This window comes from Bacillus sp. NPDC057893 (assembly GCF_042796455.1).
GTDB lineage: Bacteria > Bacillota > Bacilli > Bacillales > Bacillaceae_G > Bacillus_A.
On the sequence record NZ_JBHVNG010000023.1, the window covers coordinates 1 to 22,757 of the forward strand.

General features: G+C 34.5%; 21 protein-coding genes, 1 tRNA gene and 2 riboswitches. Of the genes, 19 read left to right on the plus strand and 3 right to left on the minus strand.

Annotated features, from left to right (window positions below):
- Nucleotides 1-14 precede the first annotated feature (14 nt).
- From ACFVQC_RS29530 to tsaD, 5 genes are all read left to right on the plus strand, one after another.
- Nucleotides 15-90 (plus strand) — tRNA-Asp (locus ACFVQC_RS29530).
- 174 nt (nucleotides 91-264) lie between these two features.
- Nucleotides 265-738, plus strand: coding sequence for a tRNA (adenosine(37)-N6)-threonylcarbamoyltransferase complex ATPase subunit type 1 TsaE (gene tsaE, locus ACFVQC_RS29535; protein ID WP_377895868.1), 474 nt, complete (start codon nucleotides 265-267; stop codon nucleotides 736-738).
- Nucleotides 719-1,411 (plus strand): tRNA (adenosine(37)-N6)-threonylcarbamoyltransferase complex dimerization subunit type 1 TsaB, encoded by a 693-nt coding sequence (gene tsaB, locus ACFVQC_RS29540; RefSeq protein WP_377900088.1) that lies wholly within the window; start codon nucleotides 719-721, stop codon nucleotides 1,409-1,411. Before tsaE ends, tsaB begins: the two co-directional genes overlap by 20 nt.
- A 13-nt stretch (nucleotides 1,412-1,424) precedes the next feature.
- A complete protein-coding gene (gene rimI / locus ACFVQC_RS29545) occupies nucleotides 1,425-1,868 on the plus strand; it encodes a ribosomal protein S18-alanine N-acetyltransferase (protein WP_002159529.1) in 444 nt (147 codons plus the stop codon).
- The gene (tsaD, locus tag ACFVQC_RS29550; protein ID WP_204210225.1) at nucleotides 1,868-2,884 is read left to right on the plus strand and encodes a tRNA (adenosine(37)-N6)-threonylcarbamoyltransferase complex transferase subunit TsaD; all 1,017 of its coding nucleotides are present in this window, start codon (nucleotides 1,868-1,870) and stop codon (nucleotides 2,882-2,884) included. The genes rimI and tsaD overlap by 1 nt, the downstream gene beginning before the upstream one ends.
- Before the next feature lie 413 nt (nucleotides 2,885-3,297).
- Here tsaD and ACFVQC_RS29555 read toward each other — a convergent pair whose 3' ends face one another.
- Entirely contained in the window at nucleotides 3,298-5,232 is a 1,935-nt protein-coding gene (locus ACFVQC_RS29555) for an ABC-F family ATP-binding cassette domain-containing protein (RefSeq protein ID WP_377900089.1), read from the minus strand.
- A gap of 187 nt (nucleotides 5,233-5,419) precedes the next feature.
- Between ACFVQC_RS29555 and ACFVQC_RS29560 the strand changes: the two genes are divergently transcribed.
- Nucleotides 5,420-6,049, plus strand: a complete 630-nt coding sequence (locus ACFVQC_RS29560) for a redox-sensing transcriptional repressor Rex (RefSeq protein ID WP_002113443.1) — start codon at nucleotides 5,420-5,422, stop codon at nucleotides 6,047-6,049.
- A gap of 29 nt (nucleotides 6,050-6,078) precedes the next feature.
- On the opposite strand, the gene ACFVQC_RS29565 is transcribed toward ACFVQC_RS29560, so the two are convergent.
- A complete protein-coding gene (locus ACFVQC_RS29565) occupies nucleotides 6,079-6,270 on the minus strand; it encodes a YdiK family protein (RefSeq protein WP_001246201.1) in 192 nt (63 codons plus the stop codon).
- Nucleotides 6,267-7,016 carry a CPBP family intramembrane glutamic endopeptidase gene (locus ACFVQC_RS29570; RefSeq protein WP_377895875.1) on the minus strand — a complete coding sequence of 250 codons (750 nt, stop codon included), beginning with the start codon at nucleotides 7,014-7,016 and terminating at the stop codon, nucleotides 6,267-6,269. The genes ACFVQC_RS29565 and ACFVQC_RS29570 overlap by 4 nt, the downstream gene beginning before the upstream one ends.
- 402 nt (nucleotides 7,017-7,418) lie before the next feature.
- Here ACFVQC_RS29570 and groES point away from each other — a divergent pair, with 402 nt between their 5' ends.
- The 13 genes from groES to ACFVQC_RS29635 all read left to right on the plus strand — a co-directional run bounded on the left by groES (nucleotide 7,419) and on the right by ACFVQC_RS29635 (nucleotide 22,407).
- Nucleotides 7,419-7,703 (plus strand): co-chaperone GroES, encoded by a 285-nt coding sequence (gene groES / locus ACFVQC_RS29575; protein ID WP_377895876.1) that lies wholly within the window; start codon nucleotides 7,419-7,421, stop codon nucleotides 7,701-7,703.
- Nucleotides 7,704-7,740: 37 nt separating this feature from the next.
- Nucleotides 7,741-9,378: a chaperonin GroEL gene (gene groL, locus ACFVQC_RS29580; protein ID WP_377895877.1), complete on the plus strand. Its 1,638-nt coding sequence runs from the start codon at nucleotides 7,741-7,743 to the stop codon at nucleotides 9,376-9,378.
- Nucleotides 9,379-9,650: 272 nt separating this feature from the next.
- Nucleotides 9,651-10,343 (plus strand): hypothetical protein, encoded by a 693-nt coding sequence (locus tag ACFVQC_RS29585; protein WP_377900091.1) that lies wholly within the window; start codon nucleotides 9,651-9,653, stop codon nucleotides 10,341-10,343.
- A gap of 194 nt (nucleotides 10,344-10,537) precedes the next feature.
- Nucleotides 10,538-12,583, plus strand: a complete 2,046-nt coding sequence (locus ACFVQC_RS29590; protein WP_377900092.1) for an AAA family ATPase — start codon at nucleotides 10,538-10,540, stop codon at nucleotides 12,581-12,583.
- The gene (locus ACFVQC_RS29595) at nucleotides 12,580-13,497 is read left to right on the plus strand and encodes an HNH endonuclease (protein WP_377900094.1); all 918 of its coding nucleotides are present in this window, start codon (nucleotides 12,580-12,582) and stop codon (nucleotides 13,495-13,497) included. Before ACFVQC_RS29590 ends, ACFVQC_RS29595 begins: the two co-directional genes overlap by 4 nt.
- 236 nt (nucleotides 13,498-13,733) lie before the next feature.
- The gene (locus tag ACFVQC_RS29600; RefSeq protein ID WP_377900095.1) at nucleotides 13,734-13,913 is read left to right on the plus strand and encodes a hypothetical protein; all 180 of its coding nucleotides are present in this window, start codon (nucleotides 13,734-13,736) and stop codon (nucleotides 13,911-13,913) included.
- Nucleotides 13,914-13,926: 13 nt separating this feature from the next.
- The gene (locus ACFVQC_RS29605; protein ID WP_377900096.1) at nucleotides 13,927-14,457 is read left to right on the plus strand and encodes a hypothetical protein; all 531 of its coding nucleotides are present in this window, start codon (nucleotides 13,927-13,929) and stop codon (nucleotides 14,455-14,457) included.
- An 11-nt stretch (nucleotides 14,458-14,468) separates the two neighbouring features.
- Nucleotides 14,469-14,699: an ABC-three component system middle component 6 gene (locus tag ACFVQC_RS29610; RefSeq protein ID WP_377900097.1), complete on the plus strand. Its 231-nt coding sequence runs from the start codon at nucleotides 14,469-14,471 to the stop codon at nucleotides 14,697-14,699.
- Nucleotides 14,689-16,359, plus strand: a complete 1,671-nt coding sequence (locus ACFVQC_RS29615) for a hypothetical protein (RefSeq protein ID WP_377900098.1) — start codon at nucleotides 14,689-14,691, stop codon at nucleotides 16,357-16,359. The genes ACFVQC_RS29610 and ACFVQC_RS29615 overlap by 11 nt, the downstream gene beginning before the upstream one ends.
- A gap of 191 nt (nucleotides 16,360-16,550) precedes the next feature.
- A riboswitch (purine riboswitch) is annotated at nucleotides 16,551-16,652 on the plus strand.
- Nucleotides 16,653-16,817: 165 nt separating this feature from the next.
- Nucleotides 16,818-18,356 (plus strand): glutamine-hydrolyzing GMP synthase, encoded by a 1,539-nt coding sequence (guaA, locus tag ACFVQC_RS29620; protein WP_377895879.1) that lies wholly within the window; start codon nucleotides 16,818-16,820, stop codon nucleotides 18,354-18,356.
- A gap of 160 nt (nucleotides 18,357-18,516) precedes the next feature.
- A riboswitch (purine riboswitch) is annotated at nucleotides 18,517-18,618 on the plus strand.
- A gap of 128 nt (nucleotides 18,619-18,746) precedes the next feature.
- Nucleotides 18,747-20,072 carry an NCS2 family permease gene (locus tag ACFVQC_RS29625; RefSeq protein ID WP_002151426.1) on the plus strand — a complete coding sequence of 442 codons (1,326 nt, stop codon included), beginning with the start codon at nucleotides 18,747-18,749 and terminating at the stop codon, nucleotides 20,070-20,072.
- Between the two features lie 144 nt (nucleotides 20,073-20,216).
- Nucleotides 20,217-20,918, plus strand: a complete 702-nt coding sequence (locus tag ACFVQC_RS29630; RefSeq protein WP_377895882.1) for a response regulator transcription factor — start codon at nucleotides 20,217-20,219, stop codon at nucleotides 20,916-20,918.
- Nucleotides 20,902-22,407, plus strand: coding sequence for a sensor histidine kinase (locus tag ACFVQC_RS29635; RefSeq protein WP_377900099.1), 1,506 nt, complete (start codon nucleotides 20,902-20,904; stop codon nucleotides 22,405-22,407). The genes ACFVQC_RS29630 and ACFVQC_RS29635 overlap by 17 nt, the downstream gene beginning before the upstream one ends.
- Nucleotides 22,408-22,757: the final 350 nt, after the last annotated feature.

The window sequence follows — 22,757 nt, forward strand, 5'->3', positions numbered from 1 at the left end:
CCCCGCAACCAAATGGTCCCGTGGTGTAGTGGTTAACATGCCTGCCTGTCACGCAGGAGATCGCCGGTTCGACCCCGGTCGGGACCGCCATTTTATATAAAGAAAAGAACGAAACAAGTTGTTTCGTATTTTTTTATTTGTTTTAACAAAAAACTAATAAAGACAGTCAAACTATCCTTAGGAAAACTCCTAAGGACTTTTTTATATATTTAAAACCTGTATAATAAAGAGCAGAGAACATTGTGAGTAAAGTAGGTGAAGTCTGTGAGTAAATATGAAATAACAACAAAATCTTCCGAAGAAACCCAGCGATTATCAGAAAAATTAGGGGGACTTGTAAAGGCACAAGATGTAATTATTTTAGAAGGCGATCTTGGAGCTGGCAAGACGACTTTTACAAAAGGACTAGCAAAAGGTCTTGGAGTGAAAAGAGTCGTAAATAGTCCTACCTTCAATATTATTAAAGAATATAAAGGAAGATTACCGCTATATCATATGGATGTGTATCGTTTAGCGGAAAGTGAAGAAGATTTAGGATTTGATGAGTATTTCTATGGTGAAGGGATTACAGTAGTAGAATGGGCTCATTTAATAGAAGCATATTTACCGAATGAGAAGTTGCAAATTAGTTTATTCCATGCTGGAGATGATACAAGAAAACTTGTACTCGAGCCAATTGGAGATCGCTATATTAGATTATGTGAGGAGCTATTACAAGATGAAAGTACTAGCAATTGATACTTCAAATTACGTAATGGGTGTATCCCTTATTGAGGAAGGGAACGTGATTGGGGAAATCATTACAAATTTAACAAAAAATCATTCTGTACGTCTTATGCCAGCTGTAGAGAAACTGTTAAAAGAATGCGGTGTAAAACCGAAAGAATTGACTAAAATTGTTGTAGCAGCTGGACCAGGATCATATACAGGTGTTCGTATAGGTGTGACAGCTGCAAAAACATTAGCTTGGTCACTTCAAATACCAATTGTAGGTGTATCAAGTTTAGAAGTGGTGGCTGCAAATGGTGCTAATTTTAATGGACTAATTTGTCCTTTATTTGATGGCCGACGTGGTCAAATTTACACGGGGTTATATACATATGAAGGAGAGTGTATAACTTCAATAGAAGAAGACCGAATTATTCTTATTGTTGACTGGTTGCAAATGTTAAAAGATAAAGAACAGCCTGTTTTATTTATTGGTAACGATGTTAAATTGCATAAAGAAACAATTGTAGAATATTTAGGTGATCAAGCTGTATTTGCTCCGTTCACTAAGAATAACCCAAGACCAAGTGAATTAGCATTTTTAGGATTACAAAAAGAAGAACAAGACGTGCATACGTTTGTTCCTAGCTATCTTCGTTTAGCTGAAGCTGAAACAAAATGGTTAGAAAGTCAAAAACAATAGGGGCCTACAGAAGATGGATATGATATTTAGAAAGATGGCACTTGATGATATTGCTCAAATTGTAGCTATTGAAGAAGCATCTTTTTCAACCCCTTGGACTGCAGATGCCTTTCACCGTGAATTAGAGATGAATGAACATGCACATTATGTCGTGCTAGAAAAAGATGGTCTCGTAATTGGATATTGTGGATTGTGGATAATTATTGATGAATCACATGTAACAAATATAGCTATCCTACCAGAATACAGAGGTCAAAAGCTAGGGGATGCCTTATTGAAAGAAGTCATTTCCGAAGCGAAAGGGTTAGGAGTAAAAACAATGACACTTGAAGTACGCGTGTCAAATGAAGTAGCAAAGCAGTTATACAGAAAATACGGATTTCAAAATGGTGGGATTCGTAAACGATACTATGCAGACAATCAGGAAGATGGTCTTGTAATGTGGGTGAATATATAATGGAAAAAAATACAATTATACTTGGTATTGAAACAAGCTGTGATGAAACAGCTGTAGCAGTTGTTAAAAATGGAACGGAAATCATTGCGAATGTCGTTGCATCACAAATTGAAAGTCATAAGCGTTTTGGCGGAGTTGTACCAGAGATTGCATCCCGTCATCATGTAGAAGAAATCACAGTTGTGTTAGAAGAAGCTTTAAAAGAAGCGAATATCACTTTTGATGATATTGATGCAATTGCTGTAACAGAAGGTCCAGGTTTAGTCGGAGCACTTTTAATAGGTGTAAATGCAGCGAAAGCTGTGGCTTTTGCTCATGATATCCCTCTAGTTGGTGTTCATCATATTGCTGGTCATATTTATGCGAACCGTTTAGTAAAAGAAGTACAATTCCCGTTACTATCGCTTGTTGTATCCGGTGGACATACGGAGCTTGTTTATATGAAAGAACATGGTTCATTTGAAGTGATTGGTGAAACGCGAGATGATGCGGCAGGAGAAGCTTACGATAAAGTAGCTCGTACATTATCAATGCCTTATCCAGGTGGTCCTCATATTGATCGCCTTGCGCATGAAGGAAAACCAACAATTGATTTGCCTCGTGCGTGGCTAGAACCTGATTCGTATGATTTCAGCTTTAGTGGATTGAAATCAGCAGTTATCAACACTGTGCATAACGCAAAACAGCGCGGTATAGAAATTGCACCAGAAGATTTAGCAGCAAGTTTCCAAGAAAGTGTAATAGATGTACTTGTAACGAAAGCGTCTCGTGCAGCAGATGCTTATAATGTAAAACAAGTGCTTCTTGCTGGTGGAGTAGCTGCTAATAAAGGGCTTCGTGCACGTTTAGCAGCAGAATTTGCACAAAAAGAAAATATAGAGCTAATTATTCCTCCTCTATCTTTATGCACAGATAATGCAGCGATGATTGCGGCTGCAGGTACAATTGCATACGAACAAGGAAAACGCGCTACATTAGCTTTAAATGCAAATCCAGGATTAGATATTGAAGCATAGTTATACACAAAATTAACCACAGCTTGTGGATAAAACCCATATTATCTGTTGATAATATGGGTTTTTTTGTGTACATAAAATGTGCATAACTTTTTGTGTGACTGTGGATAATGTGGAAAAGTTATTTGGAAGTTTATATTATAAAGGTGGATATGTGTATAACCTTGTGGATAACATAGTGGAAGTCTGACCTTTGAAGAAATTCTTTTTTGGGAAATAAAAAACAAGGAGATGTCCAAAAAACATTTTGAAACATCCTCCACTTATTATATAAGTTGCTACTATTGTCAATCCTTGTCGAACCGTTTATATAATTTCATTTACTATGGTATTGATTCCAAAACAGAAAATAAAAAGGAGGGCATCTCGTCAAAAAGCCCGACTTATGAGACATCCTCCTCTTTTAAATTCTCTTATATATGCAGTTTTTCCCATTCTGCCATACAAGCTTCAAGCTGTTCTTGCAGTGTTTGTTTTTTAGTTGTAATTTCACTAGCCTTTTCATAATCTGCATATATTTCTGGTAAGCAAAGCTGGTCTTCTAATGTAGCAATTTCGTCTTCTAAGCCTACGATATTTTGTTCCAGTTCTTCAATTTTTCGAGTGCGTTGACGCTCTAACTGTTTACGCTCTTTTTCTTCGAGATAATTTAATTTTTCTTGAGCTACAGTTTTTTGAACAGGTGCCTGATTTTCTTGCTGTTCTTGTTGTTCAAATGCTGCGCGTTCAATCATTTCATTTTTCTTATCCATATAGTAATCGTAATCACCTAAATACTCTTGTGCACCTTCTGTTGATAACTCAACAACCGTTGTCGTTACGCGATTAATAAAGTAGCGGTCATGAGAGACGAATAGAAGAGTACCTGGGTAATCAATTAAAGCATTCTCCAAAATCTCTTTACTATTTAAATCAAGATGGTTTGTTGGCTCATCGAGAATTAATAAATTGGATTTTTGCATCATAAGTTTTGCAAGAGCTAGTCGAGCCTTTTGTCCACCACTAAGAGAAGATACTGGTTTTAGTACATCATCACCTGTGAATAAAAAGTTGCCTAGTATAGTGCGAATTTCTTTTTCAGGTTGCAATGGATATTCATCCCATAATTCATTTAAAACGCGCTTAGAAGATGTTAAGTTTGCTTGTTCTTGATCATAATAACCAACAGATACATTCGATCCGAAAGCAACGTTTCCATGTAATAGCTGTAACTTATTCACAATGGATTTTAATAATGTAGATTTTCCAATTCCGTTCGGCCCAACTAAGGCAACACTGTCACCGCGAGTTAAGCGCATATTTACATGTTCAATAATCGGTTCCTGATAATAGCCAATAGTTGCATCTTTAACTTGTAAAACATCATTTCCACTTTGTTTTTCAATATCGAAGTGGAAGGAAGCTGATTTAGAATCGCCTAATGGTCTAGCTAATACTTCCATTCTGTCTAATTGTTTACGGCGACTTTGAGCACGTTTTGTCGTAGATGCACGAGCTATATTTTTTTGCACAAAGTCTTCCAGTTTAGAAATTTCATCTTGTTGTTTTTCATAACGCTTCATCTCTTGCTCGTATAGAGCTGATTTTGAGTCTAAATATTTACTGTAGTTACCAACAAATCGTCGGCTTTCCTTATTAGAAATTTCGTATACTTGTGTAACGAGTTTATCTAAGAAATAACGGTCATGGGAAACGATTAAAATCGCACCAGGATAGCCTTGTAAATATTGTTCAAGCCATGTTAGTGTCTCAATATCCAAATGGTTTGTAGGTTCGTCTAAAATAAGTAAGTCTGGTTTCGTTAATAATAATTTCCCAAGAGCTAATCTCGTCTTTTGTCCACCACTTAATGTAGAAATTGTCGTCTGATGTGTTTCAACTGGGAAGCCAAGACCGCTTAAAATCGAGCGTATATCTGCTTCATACTGATAGCCACCTTGATCTTTATAATCTAATTGTAATTGGTCATAATCAGCTAATAATTTCTCGTATATAGCCGCATTTGAAAAGTTTTCTTCTTTTCCCATCTCTTGCTCTAGCCTTCGAAGTTTTATCTCCATCTGCTGCAAGTGTGTAAAGACGGTTAACATTTCATCCCAAATTGTTAAAGCTGTTTCTAATCCGGTATTTTGAGCTAAATACCCCATTGAGACATCTTTCGGTTTTATAATTTCACCACCATCATGAGATAACTCGCCAGCTATTATTTTTAATAATGTAGATTTTCCGGCTCCATTTCGTCCGACTAATGCGATACGATCTTTTGTTTGTACTTCCAATTTTATGTTTGCAAGAATCGTTTCTGCACCGTATAATTTCGAAAGCCCATTCACTTGTAATAATATCAATGTTTTCACCTCAAATAATTTCTTAACTTTGCCATGTTTATATTTCTCAATCATACTAAAAATAGTGTATAGTTTAAAATAAAGAGAGAATACTTCTTCTCTTTATTATACAAGGAAATTCATGAGTGCTAAACTTTTGTATTTGATTCAAGTATACGAATAAAGATAGGAAGAGAGGAGAGGTTATATGGATCAGCAAAAAATTCCACAGGCCACTGCCAAACGATTGCCTCTATACTATCGATTTATCCAAAACTTATCTCTTTCTGGTAAGCAACGTGTTTCATCAGCCGAATTGAGTGAAGCGGTAAAGGTTGATTCCGCAACTATTCGAAGAGATTTTTCATATTTTGGAGCGTTAGGAAAAAAAGGATATGGATATAACGTAAATTATTTATTATCATTTTTCCGTGAAACACTCGACCAAGATGATATAACACGTGTGGCACTTATTGGAGTAGGTAATTTAGGGACCGCTTTCTTACATTATAATTTCACGAAAAACAATAATACGAAAATTGAAATGGCGTTTGATGTTAGTGAAGAGAAAGTTGGAACAGAAATCGGAGGAATTCCTGTATATCATTTGGATGAATTAGAAGAACGTTTATCAACTGATATACAAGTGGCAATATTAACGGTACCCGCTACAGTAGCGCAATCTGTGGCAGATAGATTGGCAGAAACGGACGTGCATGGTATTTTAAATTTCACACCAGCACGCTTAAATGTGTCAGAGAATATAAGAATTCATCACATTGATTTAGCTGTAGAGTTACAAACGCTTGTTTACTTTTTGAAGAATTATCCACAATAAAACGCAGAGGAGATGACCTCTGCGTTTTATTATTGTTTTTTCTTTGTGAATTTAACTAATATAAGGCGAAGTGCCAAATTAAAATCAATTGTTGCCATAACTGCAAATAGTATTGTCCACATATTCCAGATTGTATCTGTTACGTTCGTAATGGCGAAGCGTGTAAAGATACATCCAAGAAGAAAGTACAATGCAGCCATGAACAATGGTGAGTTTCTCATATTAAAAATCCTCCGATAAAGCCTTGCATTTTCTCAGCTTCTTTAATCATTTCTTGAATTTGCTCATTGCTCATGAAAATCTGTCCAATTGCAACTAATGTATTCATTGCCACATGGGCTGCTATAGGAACGATAATGCGTTTCGTTTTTACATATAAGAAGGCGAATACAAGCCCCATAGAAGTGTATACCAATAGGTGAGTAAAATCAAAATGAATTGCTGCGAATACGAGTGAACTAATGATAGCAGCAATAAAGAAGTTAAATCTCTTGTAAAGTGTACCAAATAAAATTTTTCTAAATACAATCTCTTCTAAAATAGGGCCTATAATTGAAACGACAATAAGGAACCAAGGTGTAGTTCGTGCAATTTCCATGAGTCTCATTGTGTTTTCTGAACCTTGTTTAATCTTTAGTAGCTGCATTTCAATCATCCCTGCAAGTATTTGGGAGAAGAAAGCTAAGAAAATACCAATAAAAATCCACCCAATTGTAGCTGGAACAGTAGAGCGCATTTTATCTAAATGTCTGTCACGAATATCTGTTCTGAGTAACCAAAGTACAACGCATAATGCAATGAAAAAGCTAATGATAGCCCAATGACCAGTTATGAGCTGAAGTTTTTCCTCTCTAGTAAATCCCCTATTATCGTATAGTCCAGTTTTCAGGAGAAGCGGTAACCCGGCAATGCCTGATAACTGCATTAAAATGTATGTAACGATAATCCACCAATATTGTTTTTTCAAATGGTTTAACCATCCTTTCTAACGCTAGTGTATGAGATAAGGTAGGATAACATGTAAATATGCTACCTACGATATAAACTTTCATTTGAATTATATTTTTTTTGTAAATAAGTATTTGAAAATAAAATAGGAGACAGGAAAAAGTTGTACGTTTAGCGAAAACAACTTAGGGTGTCTTTCATATTGTAACATACAAGAAGTGGGAACAACGATTCATATAGTAAAGGCAGTAGAAGAAGTAATGCTATATAGGAAAGTGCATAAAGTAATTTGCGAAAAAATTATGATTTTTTTACTTGCAAAAGAAATTGAGATTATTTATTATTAGAAGTGTGTTAGCACTCGTGTGACTTGAGTGCTAATAAATAAAATTTACATAACAAAATGAGGAGGTTATTGTTCATGCTAAAGCCATTAGGTGATCGCGTTGTAATTGAACTTGTTCAAGCAGAAGAAAAAACAGCAAGTGGTATTGTATTACCAGAAACTGCAAAAGAAAAACCACAAGAGGGTAAAGTTATTGCAGTAGGTACAGGCCGAGTGCTTGAAAATGGTGAGCGTGTTGCTTTAGAGGTAGCAGCAGGTGATCTTATCATCTTCTCAAAATATTCAGGTACTGAAGTGAAATACGAAGGTACAGACTACTTGATTTTACGTGAAAGTGACATTTTAGCAATTATCGGTTAATTATATACATTTTAAAAATCCAAGGGGGTCAATTATTATGGCAAAAGATATTAAATTTAGTGAAGAAGCACGTCGTTCGATGCTTCGCGGTGTCGACACTCTTGCAAACGCAGTAAAAGTAACGCTTGGACCAAAAGGTCGTAACGTTGTACTTGAGAAAAAATTCGGTTCACCACTTATTACAAATGACGGTGTAACAATCGCAAAAGAAATCGAATTAGAAGATGCATTCGAAAACATGGGTGCGAAATTAGTAGCAGAAGTTGCTAGCAAAACAAACGATGTAGCTGGTGACGGAACGACAACTGCAACTGTATTAGCGCAAGCTATGATTCGTGAAGGTCTTAAAAACGTAACAGCTGGTGCAAACCCAATGGGTCTTCGTAAAGGTATCGAAAAAGCTGTTACTGCTGCAATTGAAGAATTAAAAGCGATTTCTAAACCAATCGAAGGTAAATCTTCTATCGCACAAGTAGCTGCTATTTCTTCGGCTGACGAAGAAGTAGGTCAATTAATCGCTGAAGCAATGGAGCGCGTTGGTAACGACGGCGTTATTACTTTAGAAGAATCTAAAGGATTCACAACAGAATTAGACGTAGTAGAAGGTATGCAATTTGATCGTGGATATGCATCCCCTTACATGATTACTGATTCTGACAAAATGGAAGCGGTTCTTGATAACCCATACATTTTAATTACTGACAAAAAGATTTCTAACATCCAAGAAATCTTACCAGTATTAGAGCAAGTGGTACAACAAGGTAAACCACTTCTTATCATTGCTGAAGATGTAGAAGGCGAAGCTTTAGCTACATTAGTAGTGAACAAACTTCGTGGTACATTCAATGTAGTAGCTGTTAAAGCTCCTGGATTTGGTGACCGTCGTAAAGCAATGCTAGAAGATATCGCAATCTTAACTGGTGGCGAAGTAATCACTGAAGAATTAGGACGTGACTTAAAATCTGCTACAGTTGAATCTTTAGGACGCGCTGGTAAAATCGTTGTAACGAAAGAAAACACAACTGTAGTTGAAGGTATTGGAAACACACAACAAATCGAAGCTCGCATCGGTCAAATCCGTGCGCAATTAGAAGAAACAACTTCTGAATTCGATCGTGAAAAATTACAAGAGCGTCTTGCTAAACTTGCGGGCGGCGTAGCAGTAATTAAAGTAGGTGCAGCAACTGAAACTGAGTTAAAAGAGCGCAAACTTCGCATTGAAGATGCACTTAACTCAACTCGTGCAGCAGTAGAAGAAGGTATCGTTGCAGGTGGTGGTACTTCACTTATGAACGTATACACAAAAGTAGCTTCTATCGTAGCTGAAGGCGACGAAGCAACAGGTATCAACATCGTACTTCGTGCACTAGAAGAGCCAGTTCGTCAAATCGCAATCAACGCTGGTCTAGAAGGATCTGTAGTTGTAGAGCGTCTAAAAGGCGAAAAAGTAGGCGTTGGTTTCAACGCAGCTACTGGCGAATGGGTTAACATGCTTGAGTCTGGTATCGTAGATCCAGCTAAAGTAACTCGTTCTGCACTTCAAAACGCAGCATCTGTTGCAGCTATGTTCTTAACGACTGAAGCTGTAGTTGCTGACAAGCCAGAACCAGCTGGTGCTGCTGGAATGCCTGACATGGGCGGCATGGGCATGGGCGGTATGGGCGGAATGATGTAATCTGCCTTACGATTCTCACTTGCTTTAGAGGAGATTTTTGGTAAGTTAAGAGTGTTAATAGAGGCTTCTCATTAGTTTATTAAACTTTTGAGTAGCTTCTTTTTTTATTTGTGTTAAGTAAAAATAAAAAACTACATTAATCTTTGTAATAGGTGAGGCATATAGAAGGTAATTGTGATTATAAGTCTGTTTTTGATTTGTAAATTTAAAATCACAAGAGTTCAAGTTAAAAGTAAGTACTTTAAATAAATAATTGAGAGTGGGAGAAAAGAATGTTATTTAAGTTTGGTTTTATACAACCTGCAACACTAGATATAGGACGTTTAGAAAATTTTCATCGGTCTCTAGGACTAAGTGGGCAAGTAATAATTTGGGGATTGGAAGAGGCGGATGAAAATTTGTTGGGGATGGTTAATATGTTTTCGCCGATGGTAATTGAAATTAAGCCAACACCTATTGTGGAAAGATTAGAGGGGAGAATAGCGCATGAAATAACACATATTCATTTATCGAAAAATGGTTACAGAAATTTGGATATTCATGATGAACATATCAGTGAAGAAAATATGTACGACGAATGTATACATGTTTTTTCAAATTTTCTGCACCATCAAATCCTCTATAAAAAAATAATAGATGCAGGTTTTACTTTAGAGGATGATATGGAAATTGTCCAAAGATATTACACAGATTTCAATATAAATAGAATGGTTCAGGCTTATCAATCCCAAGAAAAATTTGCAAAGGCATGGGTAGTAATAAGTATAATGAATGATTTAATTCGTTTATCTAACCATGGAAATATACTCTATGACTTATTAAACCCTAAAATTCCCGAAGCTATGGAGGAGGCAAAACAATTATTAGGACTTATTGGAGATGTTAATACGGTAGAAGAATATGAACACTCAAAGTGTATTATAGAAGAAAGTCTAAATCTCCCAACATATAGCTTCAGTCAGTAATTTAAGGGTGTCTATTAAGTTGTTGTAGGCCTTTTTATTTCAGTTATCTAATATAGTGTAGCCTTCTCTTGTTTAAGGGGATAGTAAATTACTAGTTTTCTATTTTAATATCTTCTTCCCAAGGGGGGATAACTAGTTAGTTTGTGGGGAGATTGATAAAATACTAACTGAAAAGAGATTTGGAGGGAAACGAGATGGAACTTGTTTACGCTTGGGTGGAGAAATTTAGGAATTATAAAGAAGTTGAATTGAATTTTAGTGAGAGATTTATAATAAATTATGATCATATCAAAAAGAGTATTAACATAGTAGCAAATGCAGCTTATATTTCAATTTATCCTGAATATATTACGAATATAAATGCGGTTGTAGGTAAAAATGGTGTGGGTAAAACAAATTTATTAGATGCAATAGGGCTCAAATCTAATGATAGGAATAAAAATAACGCCGAATTTGAAATAAGATATAAACAAAAGAGAAAATTTGGTTATATCGTAAACGATGATATTGAAGCTGAAATTAAACATTCCATTTATTTTTTTCTTTACTATATGGGGAAAGATAGTAATAATCAAGATTTGTTTTGTGTTGAAGGGAATGATATTGAGAGTTTCCAAAGTATGATAAAAAATGAATCTGGAATAAGTAATGGTTATTGGAAAAGTAAATATTGGTTTGCTTTTACTTGCTATTACAGTGAGGGAATGCTAATACATCAAAGTGATTTGAATGAGCGACCGAGGGATTATAAGTTAGATAGGGATGAAGATATTGAGGGAGTAAATAGTGATTGTAGATCAGAACAAGATAAAGCAGCCATTATTTCACTTCGTGAAAAACTCAATCCAAAATACTATGATTATAGTTCTACTAAACCAGAAGATGATTACAAAATTTCGGTTCCAAGAAGAGTTGCGAAATTCCAATCAAAGTTATTAGTTATGAAAATTAAAATGTTATATAAACAAATACATAGGTCTAAAAAATTTATGTTTAGGGATGATAGGTATACGCTGAAAATTAATTATAACACTTACTTTCTTATTGATGGTTTTGAGGATAAAGATAAGTTAGGGATACCATATTCCTATAAAAAACTTGAGGGGAGAGAAAAAGAAGTATGTAAGGTACTTGAATCTTTTGTACAATACTTCTTTAATACAATTAATTCAAGCTTAAATAATGAGGCAAAGAAAAATATAGAAGTGAAAACAAATTTACTTAGTATAAAGAGAAAAACATTAAAAGGATATAGGGATTATTATGTAAATATTATTAAGGTAATAGCCGATAATTATTTTGATGATGAAGAGGATAAACAACATATCCTAAATCGTTTTACGAATTTTGCAGATGAGCTATCCATAAATAAAAGAGTAAAATTTTATAAGGATTACATAAGTTTAGATATTACAAAAAAAATGAATCTGGATAAAATTTTAAAGGTAATTGAAGTAACTGTCGATGAGAGGGTGAGGAGTAACTTTAATGAAACATTATCTGTTTTTGGAGATTTTTTTGATTATTCAATCGAAAATCTGAGTGACGGTGAATCGGCGTATTTAGGATTTTATGCATCGCTATATGAGCAAGTAGCCCTACTAACTCCTTCTAAAGATAAATATATTATTTTATTGGATGAGCCGGAGGCCAGAATGCATCCGGAATTGACAAGGAATTTTATGAATGAATTAATACTCTTTTTAGCAGATGTAGGTGAGGGAAAGAAGAAATTTCAAATCATTACATCTACGCATTCGCCTTTTATTTTATCTGATATTGCAACTAGTAATATTATCTATCTAGAGAAAGATAAGGATGGTTATTGTAGAAATGTGAACAGAGGGCTAAATACTTTTGGAACCAATATTCACACGCTTTTAAAAGATGGCTTTTTTATGTCATCTACAATGGGGGAATTTGCAACTAATAAAATAAGGGAAGTTATTTCTGTAATTAATACTTGTAATTTGAAAGAAGTAACTTTAGAGCAGAAAAATGAGTGGTTATATATTATTAATTCTATTGGTGAACCGTTGATACAGAATAGGCTTATGAAAATGTACAATGATAGATTTCAATTAAATTATACTGAGTTATACAATGAAAATTTAAAATTAAGAAGAAAGTTAAACAAATATGAAGAGCCTAGACAGATTAATGAAACAATTGATATTTTAAAGAGTCAGGTAAAGCAACTCCAAATATATATAAATGAATTGGAGGATAAAAATGAATGATAAAAATTAAAATGGATGAAAAAGTTAAAGGGATAATTCAAATAGCGCATTATGAAGACATAGAAGTGAGATTTAAGGCTATTATCGAAAAGATAATTGAGATACCAAAATATAAAAGATTAAAAGAATACTTGTACAATGATTCTGGGGAAATGGATGACAAGAAGATCAAAAAGTTATTAATTGGTAGCAAAAGTGATTTAATTGAGAGCATTAACTATATTGGTAAAATCAGTTTAGATAAAAATGATCCGTTTGAAAAAATGTATACAAAATTCACCAAAAGGGTTTGGTCAAAATCATTATTGGAAAAATTAAATGTTAGGGTTTGTCCATATTGTAATAGACAATACACATTTACTCTAGGAAATGAAGGGATTCGACCACAATTTGATCATTTCTTTCCCAAGAGTTTGTTTCCGTATTTATCCATTTCTTTGTATAATCTGATTCCTAGCTGTAGTATATGTAATTCTAAAAAACAGGCATTAGATACACATAAAAATGACATTTATTATCCATATGAAGATGAATTTAGTAATGATGTAGTTTTTCAAACAAAATTTATTGATGATGATTTTTTATATTGGACTGGAATGAGTGATAATTTTAATATAGAGCTAGTTTATAGGAATGAGAAACACAAATCTAAAGTTGAAAATGTGAAAAAAATTCTTAAGATAGAACTATTATATAGACAACATAAAGACTATGTTAGAGATATTATCCGGAATGCTATTATTTATAATGATAGTAGGATTGATGAGTTGATAGAACAGTTCCCGGATTTATTTCATTCAAGAAATGAAGTGATAAATTCGGTTTTTATGAGTAATATTGATATTGAAGATTGGGGGAAAAGGCCTTTATCGAAGTTAACGTACGATATTTATGCAGAGTTTAAATTATTTTAAAAGACATAGTAGGAATATTGATAGCAGATAAAATGGTGAAATTTCTATCTTTATGTGTTTCAATTAATTGGAATTATTGTGCGATTACTAGATTAATAATAAATATGTATTAATTTAGTAAAAGGAAGTACTAAATAGTTTTTTTAGAATACTTATTGAGAAATAATATTTGGATATTTATATACAGTTTCTTGTAAGATTGTTAATATGATATTAATTGTATGGGAGGAATTATAATGAATGAAATGAGTTTATATTTAAGTATCGCGGCATCTGTGCTTACGATTATTTCTTTGATTTGGAATGCTTTGAATACAAAGGCCATAAAAGCCAATAAAATTAATGGGAATCGTAACATTCAATCTGAAGGAAATCGTAATATCAACAATACAGGTGATAATGCAAAATTTAAATAAGGTGGCATGTTAGATGTTTGGTAGAAATAACTCTAAATCTATTCAATCGAACGGGAATGGGAATTTAAATAATACTGGATATATTGGTCAGGTTCACTTGCATACAGTCCCTAAAACTTTAAATAGAAGTTATTTATTTGATATATGTGAAAAAATATCTAGACTACCAGAAGCGGAAGAAGAGTATAAACTATCGATTCCTAGTGGTATTATTGAAAAAATGGAATATCATGAACTGGTAATATATCGTGCCAAATTCGAATCAACAGATCATTTATTAGGAGATGTTGAGGGGATTTTAAAGGAGTTTTTAAAACCTTCAAGTATTATAAATACGGTTCATTTTATATATTTGGAGCATAGGGAAGCGGCACAATGGACTAACAAAGATAGTTTATGTAAATTAGTATTTGAAGACTTAAAAATAAGGCTATCAAATGATAAAAATGCTGAGGATTTTTGGGTTGAAGAAGCTGAGCATGCTTTATATGCACTAATGTATTACTGTTTTACTAAGTGTAAATTATTAGATCCAATTCCCTGAGGTGATTAATTATGATTCTGATGGATAGTGATAGTAGGCCTGATGAAACAATTTTATATTTATCAGCTTTAATTTTAGAAAAAATGAAAAAATATAAAAGATACAATGCAGCTTTTTTAGATGAGCTGTTTAAAGAAATCGATAAAAAAATGCCCTCCCAAAAGGGAATATTAGCTTTGAATTTTTTATTTCTTCTTGGAAAAATTGATATAGAAGGGGAGGATGTTATTTATGTACCTTAATTCCCTAATTATACAAAAAACATTTCCTGAATTAGAGATAATAAGGGAAGTAACTTTTAAACGGGGATTAAACATCGTTGTTGATGAAAGTGAAAATGTCGAAGAGCAAGGAAATAATGTTGGTAAAACTACATTCTTGAAAATTATTGATATCTGTTTAGGAGCTAAGGATAAAAAATATATTTGGACGGATAATGATACAGGTAGTGAAAATACAAATTTAAAGGACTTTATAAATGAGAATAGGGTGGAAGCTGAGCTTGTTTTTGAAGACTTCTTAGGTGGGAATTATAAAACAAAGGTTCAACTTTTTGATAGAGGAAGTCGTTTTATTAATGAAAAAAAATATAATATTGCTGATTTTCATGAAGAGCTTAATCAGATAATTTTTGGGATTTGTAAACCGCCTACCTTTAGACAATTAATTAGTAAATTTGTGCGTATTAGTCAAAAGAATGATTTGCCGGATAATATATTAAAGTATCTGCATCAAACTACTACCAATTTAGAGTACAGAAATATTTATGAGTTTCTCTTTAAATTAACTTCTAAAGACATAAGTGCCGAAAAGATGGGTTATCAAAATGAGATTAAGGCTACTAGCGATGACATAATTGAGCTAATGAAACTACATAATTTTAGTAATATTGATGACCTTAATGAAAGAATTAGAATTGTAAGTCAATCTGTTAAAAAGTTAGAAGAACAATTTAATTTGGTGATACAAGGAGAGACAACCATAGATAAAATCCAGAAGGTTTCTTTTTTGAAGAATGAGATGTTGAAATTAGAGGATATCCATAACTCTTTAATTTTTCAAAAGCAAAAGATTGGAAAAATTTTGGTTGATGAAGAGGAAAACCCAATTGAGGTTAATCACCAAGTGTTAAAAGGTTTATATGAGGAAGTGAATATAGAATTTCCATCAATTCAAAAAAAGTTTTCGGAGTTAATTGAGTTTAATAATCAGCTTAAAGGTAACCGATTAAAGTATTACCGTCATCGAAAAAAAAGTCTTGAAGAAGAAATAGGGAAAATAAATATTCATAAAGAAGTGCTCTATAAAGAGAATGCTAATTTATTATCCTTAATTAGTACCAATAACTATAAAGAATTTGAGGAAATCCACTCAAATCTTATGCAACAAAATCAACTTTTAGGAGAATCTTTAAAAATAAAGGAATTGTACGATGGTCTAGTTACTCAGCGTGAATCTGCAGTGAAAGCACTGGGAGAATTGTTAGTTGATGATGAAGCAGCTAATAATATAACCTTATTTAATAACTTCTTTACAGAATTGAGTCAAGAGGTACTGGGGCAAAGGTTATATCTAACCGTCCATGATCCGTTCCCTGTAAAATTGTCCAATGTAGATGATGGTATAGGAACAGGCCATAAAAAAACGATTACGTTATTATTAGATATAGCATATGTATCTTTCATGAAGGCACTGAGATTAGATTATCCATATTTCTTTGTCCATGATGTTATTGAAACGATTGATGAATATCATTTCTCAAAAATAGCAGAGGCTATCGAAGAAAATGGTAGTCAATTCATTTGTGCAGTATTAAAAGAAAAGATTAGTAATTATAATTTTATCAATGAAGATGATATTAGATTATCACTTTCTATAGAAAACAGATTATTCCAAGTTTGAAAATTCACTTGGAATAATCTGTTTTATTAGTTGGAAAAATATAAGAGAATTGGTGGAATTTTGTTGGTAGTAATAATTTCAATTTGAAGAGAGGGTGGAAAAGGAAGAGATTCTATAAGAAATTTAATTTCTGTAGAATTTTGTCGCTTTCTCTCTTGACCATACTGATACTTCATTGTTAGAATCTAGGAAGATAATATAAAACGATCCTTCATATATCCTCAATGATATGGTTTGAGAGTCTCTACCGGGTTACCGTAAACAACCTGACTATGAAGGCAGTGTGTCTTATATTTATAAAGAGCGGAGACTATCTTTCTTTATAAAGCCAGACCCCTGCCTTTTCTTTGTTATGAGACTAGAGGCGGAGGACTGGCTTTTTTTATTATATTGGTAATGCTTTTCGCCTAAATTGGTGAAAATATTTATATACGAGAACTAACGTTGGGGTGATTATTTTGAAAAAGCAACACGATACAATTATCGTTTTAGATTTTGGGAGTCAGTACAATCAGTTAATAGCACGTCGAATTCGTGAGTTCGGTGTATACAGTGAACTTCATCCGCATACAATTACTGCAGAAGAAATTAAAGCAATGAATCCAAAAGGGATTATTTTCTCTGGTGGACCAAATAGTGTATACGGTGAAGGTGCATTACATTGTGATGAAAAAATCTTTGAACTAGGATTACCGATTTTCGGTATTTGTTACGGTATGCAGCTTATGACGCAACACTTCGGTGGTAAAGTAGAACGTGCAAACCACCGTGAGTACGGAAAAGCTATTCTTAAAGTAGAGAACGAATCAAAATTATATGCGAATCTTCCAGAAGAGCAAGTTGTATGGATGAGCCATGGTGACTTAGTAACTGGCTTACCTGAAGGGTTCGTAGTAGATGCAACAAGTGAGTCTTGTCCAATTGCTGGTATGAGCAATGAAGAGGAAAACTTATATGGTGTACAATTCCACCCAGAAGTACGTCACTCTGAGCACGGTAACGATTTAATTAAAAACTTCGTATTCGGCGTATGTGGTTGTTCTGAAGGATGGAACATGGAGAACTTTATCGAAGTAGAATTAGAGAAGATCCGTGAAACTGTTGGAGACAAAAAAGTACTATGCGCACTTAGCGGCGGTGTAGACTCTTCTGTTGTAGCAGTATTAATTCATAAGGCGATTGGTGACCAATTAACATGTATTTTCGTGGACCACGGTTTACTTCGTAAAGATGAAGCAGAAGGTGTTATGAAAACATTTAGCGAAGGCTTCCATATGAACGTTATTAAAGTGGATGCACAAGAGCGCTTCATGAACAAGTTAAAAGGTGTAGAAGATCCAGAACAAAAACGTAAAATCATTGGTAATGAATTCATTTACGTATTTGATGATGAAGCTTCTAAATTACAAGGAATGGACTTCCTAGCGCAGGGTACACTTTACACGGACATCGTTGAAAGTGGTACAGCAACTGCACAAACAATTAAATCTCACCATAACGTTGGTGGACTTCCTGAAGACATGCAGTTCAAATTAATTGAGCCTTTAAACACTTTATTTAAAGATGAAGTACGTGTATTAGGATCAGAATTAGGAATTCCTGATGAAATCGTATGGCGTCAACCGTTCCCAGGTCCAGGACTTGGTATTCGTGTATTAGGTGAAATCACAGAAGAGAAATTAGAAATCGTTCGTGAATCTGATGCGATTTTACGTGAAGAAATTATAAAAGCAGGATTAGACCGTGAAGTTTGGCAATACTTCACTGCGCTTCCTGGTATGCGTAGCGTAGGTGTTATGGGTGACGAGCGTACTTACGATTACACAGTAGGTATTCGTGCAGTAACATCTATCGATGGTATGACAGCTGACTGGGCACGTATCCCTTGGGACGTATTAGAGAAAATCTCTGTACGTATCGTAAACGAAGTAAAACACGTTAACCGTATCGTGTATGATATAACGAGTAAGCCACCAGCAACTATTGAGTGGGAATAGTATTGTAATAAAAAAGATCCATCTATCGTTTATGTATAGATGGATCTTTTTATTTTTTTTTTGGGGTTAATACGAACGAAGTTACGAAAGTTTATAAAAATGTTCGTTTTTAAATTGACAAAACTACCTCATCGAGTTAATATGAGTATGTAATTCAAACGAAAAGTGAATATTATGCCGTCGTATAATATCGGGGATATGGCCCGAAAGTTTCTACCTAGCTACCGTAAATGGCTTGACTACGAGGCGTTTGTATAAAGATGAGGGGAAACTTGTCTTTGTTTATAGAACGCTTCCATGTATATGCAATGGGAGCCTTTTTTATTTTTATAGATAAAAGAGGGCTAGGGTGAAATACGGCGAGTAATCATATAACGGGGGAAACATAGGATGAAACGCTATTTTCAGTTTGATGAGCTCGGTACGAATTATAAGACTGAGTTCATAGCAGGGTTAACGACATTTCTATCTATGGCTTACGTACTATTTGTCAATCCTGCTACGCTGTCGCTTGGAAATGTTAAAGGGTTACCAGCAGGTACAGGAATGGATCCAGGTGCAGTATTCGTTGCTACAGCATTAGCAGCGGCGATTGGTTCGTTAATTATGGGGATATTTGCGAAGTATCCGATTGCTTTAGCGCCAGGTATGGGAATAAACGCGTTCTTTGCTTATACAGCGGTGTTAACGATGGGAATTCCGTGGCAAACGGCGATTGCTGGAACATTAATGTCAGGTATTATCTTTATTATTCTTACTGCTTCAGGCATTCGTGAAAAAATCATTAATGCAATTCCAGTAGAGTTAAAGTTTGCAGTAGCGGCGGGTATTGGATTATTCATTGCCTTCCTTGGATTCCAAAACGCTGGAATTATCGTAAAGAATGATGCTGTTCTTGTTGGGTTGGGGGACTTAACAAAGGGCACAACGTTACTAGCAATCTTCGGAGTTGTTACTACAATCATTTTCATGATTAAAAAAATAAATGGTGCAGTTTTCTACGGCATGATTCTTACGGCGATCTTAGGAGTAGCGACTGGATTAATTGATACACCGAAAGCTGTAGTGGGAGCAATACCGAGTCTAGAACCAACGTTCGGGGTAGCGTTAACTCACTTTGGAGACATTTTCACTGTTGAAATGGGTATTGTTATTATAACGTTCTTCTTTATCGATTTCTTTGATACAGCAGGTACGCTTGTGGCGGTTGCGAATCAAGCGGGATTAATGAAGAACAATAAATTACCACGTGCAGGAAAAGCACTCTTTGCAGATGCGATTGCAACTGTAATCGGTGCGATCTTAGGTACATCAACAACAACGTCTTATATTGAATCTTCTGCAGGGGTAGCAGCGGGTGGACGTTCTGGATTTACAGCAGTTGTAACAGCAGGGTTCTTCTTACTGGCACTATTCTTCTCGCCACTATTAAGTGTTGTGACACCAGCTGTAACAGCGCCAGCATTAATTATTGTAGGAATCTTGATGGTTTCATCTTTAGGAGAAATTGATTGGAAGAAATTCGAGATTGCAGTACCAGCATTCTTTACTATCATTTCAATGCCACTTACGTATAGTATCGCAACAGGAATTGCAATCGGATTTATCTTCTATCCAATTACAATGGTTGTGAGTGGCCGTCGTAAAGAGATTCATCCAATTATGTATGTTATGGGAGTTTTATTTGTACTATATTTCATCTACGTTCGTAAATAAAAGGGGTTTTTTGAAAGGTCTAGACTTAAGGGGAGTCTAGACCTTTTTTTGTGTCTTCAGAAAATCTTAAGGATTTCCGAGCGTTTTTCTTCAGAAATTTTCTTATAATAGAAGTTAGGGATTAAAAATGATGGGGGAGATATTATGGCCGGGGAAACAATACTTGTCGTAGATGATGAAAAAGAAATTAGGCACCTTATTACAATATATTTAAAGAACGAAGGATATAAAGTACTGCAAGCAGGGGACGGAGAAGAAGGGTTACGTATAATAGAAGAAAATGAAGTGCATTTAGTTGTATTAGATATTATGATGCCGAAAGTAGATGGTATTCATATGTGTATGAAGGTAAGAGAAGCGAAAGAAATGCCGATTATTATGCTTTCAGCAAAAACGCAGGATATGGATAAAATTTTAGGGTTAACGACAGGTGCAGATGATTATGTAACGAAACCATTTAATCCGTTAGAGCTAATTGCAAGAATTAAATCGCAGCTACGTCGCTATATGAAAATGAATGGTTTTGCTATTCAAAATGAGGACGAGTTAGAAATTGGAGATATGGCAATAAACATCTCAACTCATAAAGTCCTTGTAGAGGGAGAAGAAGTGAAGCTAACTCCAAGGGAATTTTCAATTTTAGAATTGCTAGCTCGTAATCCGGGTATGGTCTTTAGTGCGGAGCAAATTTATGAAAAGGTTTGGAACGAAAGATCTTTCCAGTCTGATAATACTGTAATGGTACATATTCGGAAAGTGCGTGAAAAAATCGAGGAGAATCCGAGGAAGCCAAGATATATAAAAACGGTATGGGGAGTGGGGTATAAGATTGAAAAAGATATTTAATCCATTCACTTATATTAGAAAAGCCAGAAGGCTAATTGAGAAATTAGTAAAGAGTGTTCAGCGGAGTATACGAATTCAGCTTATTACTACTTTTGCCGCTTGTGCGTTATTAGGAGTTTTGTCGGCGAAAGCAGCTGCACCATTTTTTGAAAATGCGAATCGTAAAGCGACTATCGATTATCGAGCTGGCATGGAACAAATTAACCAACAAGCTCAAAGGGCCGCAAATAGTTCGGTTCATGAAAATAAATTAGAAGCGATATCAAATATGATCGAAAGGGAGAACCAAAATTTAGAGCGAGGATCTAGAGCTTTAAAGATATTGGTTACTGATGAAAGTGGTAAGGTTGTATATAAAACGAAGCAGGCGCAAGAAGAGCAAATAGATTTGCATAATACGATTCGTAATGCAGCATCGTTTGCGATTAATTATGTAAATGGTAGAAATGAATTTGAAAGTACGAGAAAAGAATTTATAGCTTTTGCCCCTATTACAATTGAAGGAAAGAATTTGTACATGTTTGTTAGTGGGATTCCGGAAGGTGAAGTAATGTATGCTACGCAAGAAGGACCATTCCCATTTTTAATTGGTGTCCTTGTATTCATTTTCTCTTTCTTCTATATAACAAAGAGAAAGATGAAGCAAATTGAAGCGATGGCACAAGGTGTAAAGGAAATAGAAAAAGGAAACTTAGCGTACCGTATTGAGAAAAAGGGTGAAGATGAGATTGCAGCTTTAACTGAGAATATTAACAATATGGCAGAAGAGCTTATGAATAATATAGAAAAAGAGCGTAAATTAGAAAAGCAGAAAAACGAGCTTATTACGAATGTATCTCATGATTTACGTACACCACTTACTTCTATTATGGGTTACTTGAGATTACTTCGAGATTCTAAATATGAAAATAAAGAACAACATGATGAATATACAAGAATTGCTTTTGCAAAGTCGGAGCAGTTAAAGAATTTAATAGAAGACTTATTTGAGTATACGAAGTTAACGAATGAACAAGTTGTATTAGAAAAACAAGAAGTATGTGTAAATGAGTTGCTTGATCAATTAATAGAAGAGTTAGTACCACAGGCAGAAGAGCATGGACTTGCGTTTGTTAAGAGATTTCCTGAAGAACGTGCGCATGCAATGATTGACTCGGAAAAGATGGTCCGTGTATTCGACAACTTGCTAATGAATGCGATTAAGTATAGTAAAGATGATGGAGAGATAAAAGTTTCTCTGCAAAGGCAGCGCAGGGATATGCAAATTGTTATTGCAAATCATAGTGAAGAGTTTACGAGAGAAGAGTTAGGGAACTTGTTTGAACGGTTTTATAAGAAAGATCAATCTAGAAGTAGAGTAACAGAAGGTTCGGGGCTCGGATTAGCTATTGCGAAAAGTATTGTTGAGTTGCAAGGTGGTAGTATTCGAGCTGAGTATGAGGACGGGATCGTTCAGTTCATTGTTTCATTACCAATTATAGAAAAATAATAAATGAATAGAATTTTATAGGATAAAAAGGCTTGTTTTAAAAGGAATAAGTCTTTTTATATTTTTTTAGAAAAACATATTGACGATTAGAGTTTAGAGGTGTAATATAGAACAAGTCGCCGATAGCAACAACGCAGAAAGCGACAAAAGAAATAAAAAAACTTGGTTGACATTGAAATATGAAAATGTTAACATAAGGGAGTCGCAAATGAGCGACAAACAAGTTCTTTGAAAACTGAACGAAACAAACAACGTAAACGTCAATTTTTATTTTTAGATGCTAGACAAACTAACTTTATTGGAGAGTTTGATCCTGGCTCAGGATGAACGCTGGCGGCGTGCCTAATACA

Coding starts and splice junctions, on each gene's coding strand:
- tsaB (WP_377900088.1), top strand. CDS start 719: ATGAAAGTACTAGCAATTGATACTTCAAATTACGTAATGGGTGTATCC.
- rimI (WP_002159529.1), top strand. CDS start 1,425: ATGGATATGATATTTAGAAAGATGGCACTTGATGATATTGCTCAAATT.
- tsaD (WP_204210225.1), top strand. CDS start 1,868: ATGGAAAAAAATACAATTATACTTGGTATTGAAACAAGCTGTGATGAA.
- ACFVQC_RS29560 (WP_002113443.1), top strand. CDS start 5,420: ATGGATCAGCAAAAAATTCCACAGGCCACTGCCAAACGATTGCCTCTA.
- ACFVQC_RS29565 (WP_001246201.1), bottom strand. CDS start 6,270: ATGAGAAACTCACCATTGTTCATGGCTGCATTGTACTTTCTTCTTGGA.
- groES (WP_377895876.1), top strand. CDS start 7,419: ATGCTAAAGCCATTAGGTGATCGCGTTGTAATTGAACTTGTTCAAGCA.
- groL (WP_377895877.1), top strand. CDS start 7,741: ATGGCAAAAGATATTAAATTTAGTGAAGAAGCACGTCGTTCGATGCTT.
- ACFVQC_RS29585 (WP_377900091.1), top strand. CDS start 9,651: ATGTTATTTAAGTTTGGTTTTATACAACCTGCAACACTAGATATAGGA.
- ACFVQC_RS29590 (WP_377900092.1), top strand. CDS start 10,538: ATGGAACTTGTTTACGCTTGGGTGGAGAAATTTAGGAATTATAAAGAA.
- ACFVQC_RS29595 (WP_377900094.1), top strand. CDS start 12,580: ATGATAAAAATTAAAATGGATGAAAAAGTTAAAGGGATAATTCAAATA.
- ACFVQC_RS29600 (WP_377900095.1), top strand. CDS start 13,734: ATGAATGAAATGAGTTTATATTTAAGTATCGCGGCATCTGTGCTTACG.
- ACFVQC_RS29605 (WP_377900096.1), top strand. CDS start 13,927: ATGTTTGGTAGAAATAACTCTAAATCTATTCAATCGAACGGGAATGGG.
- ACFVQC_RS29610 (WP_377900097.1), top strand. CDS start 14,469: ATGATTCTGATGGATAGTGATAGTAGGCCTGATGAAACAATTTTATAT.
- ACFVQC_RS29615 (WP_377900098.1), top strand. CDS start 14,689: ATGTACCTTAATTCCCTAATTATACAAAAAACATTTCCTGAATTAGAG.
- ACFVQC_RS29625 (WP_002151426.1), top strand. CDS start 18,747: ATGAAACGCTATTTTCAGTTTGATGAGCTCGGTACGAATTATAAGACT.
- ACFVQC_RS29630 (WP_377895882.1), top strand. CDS start 20,217: ATGGCCGGGGAAACAATACTTGTCGTAGATGATGAAAAAGAAATTAGG.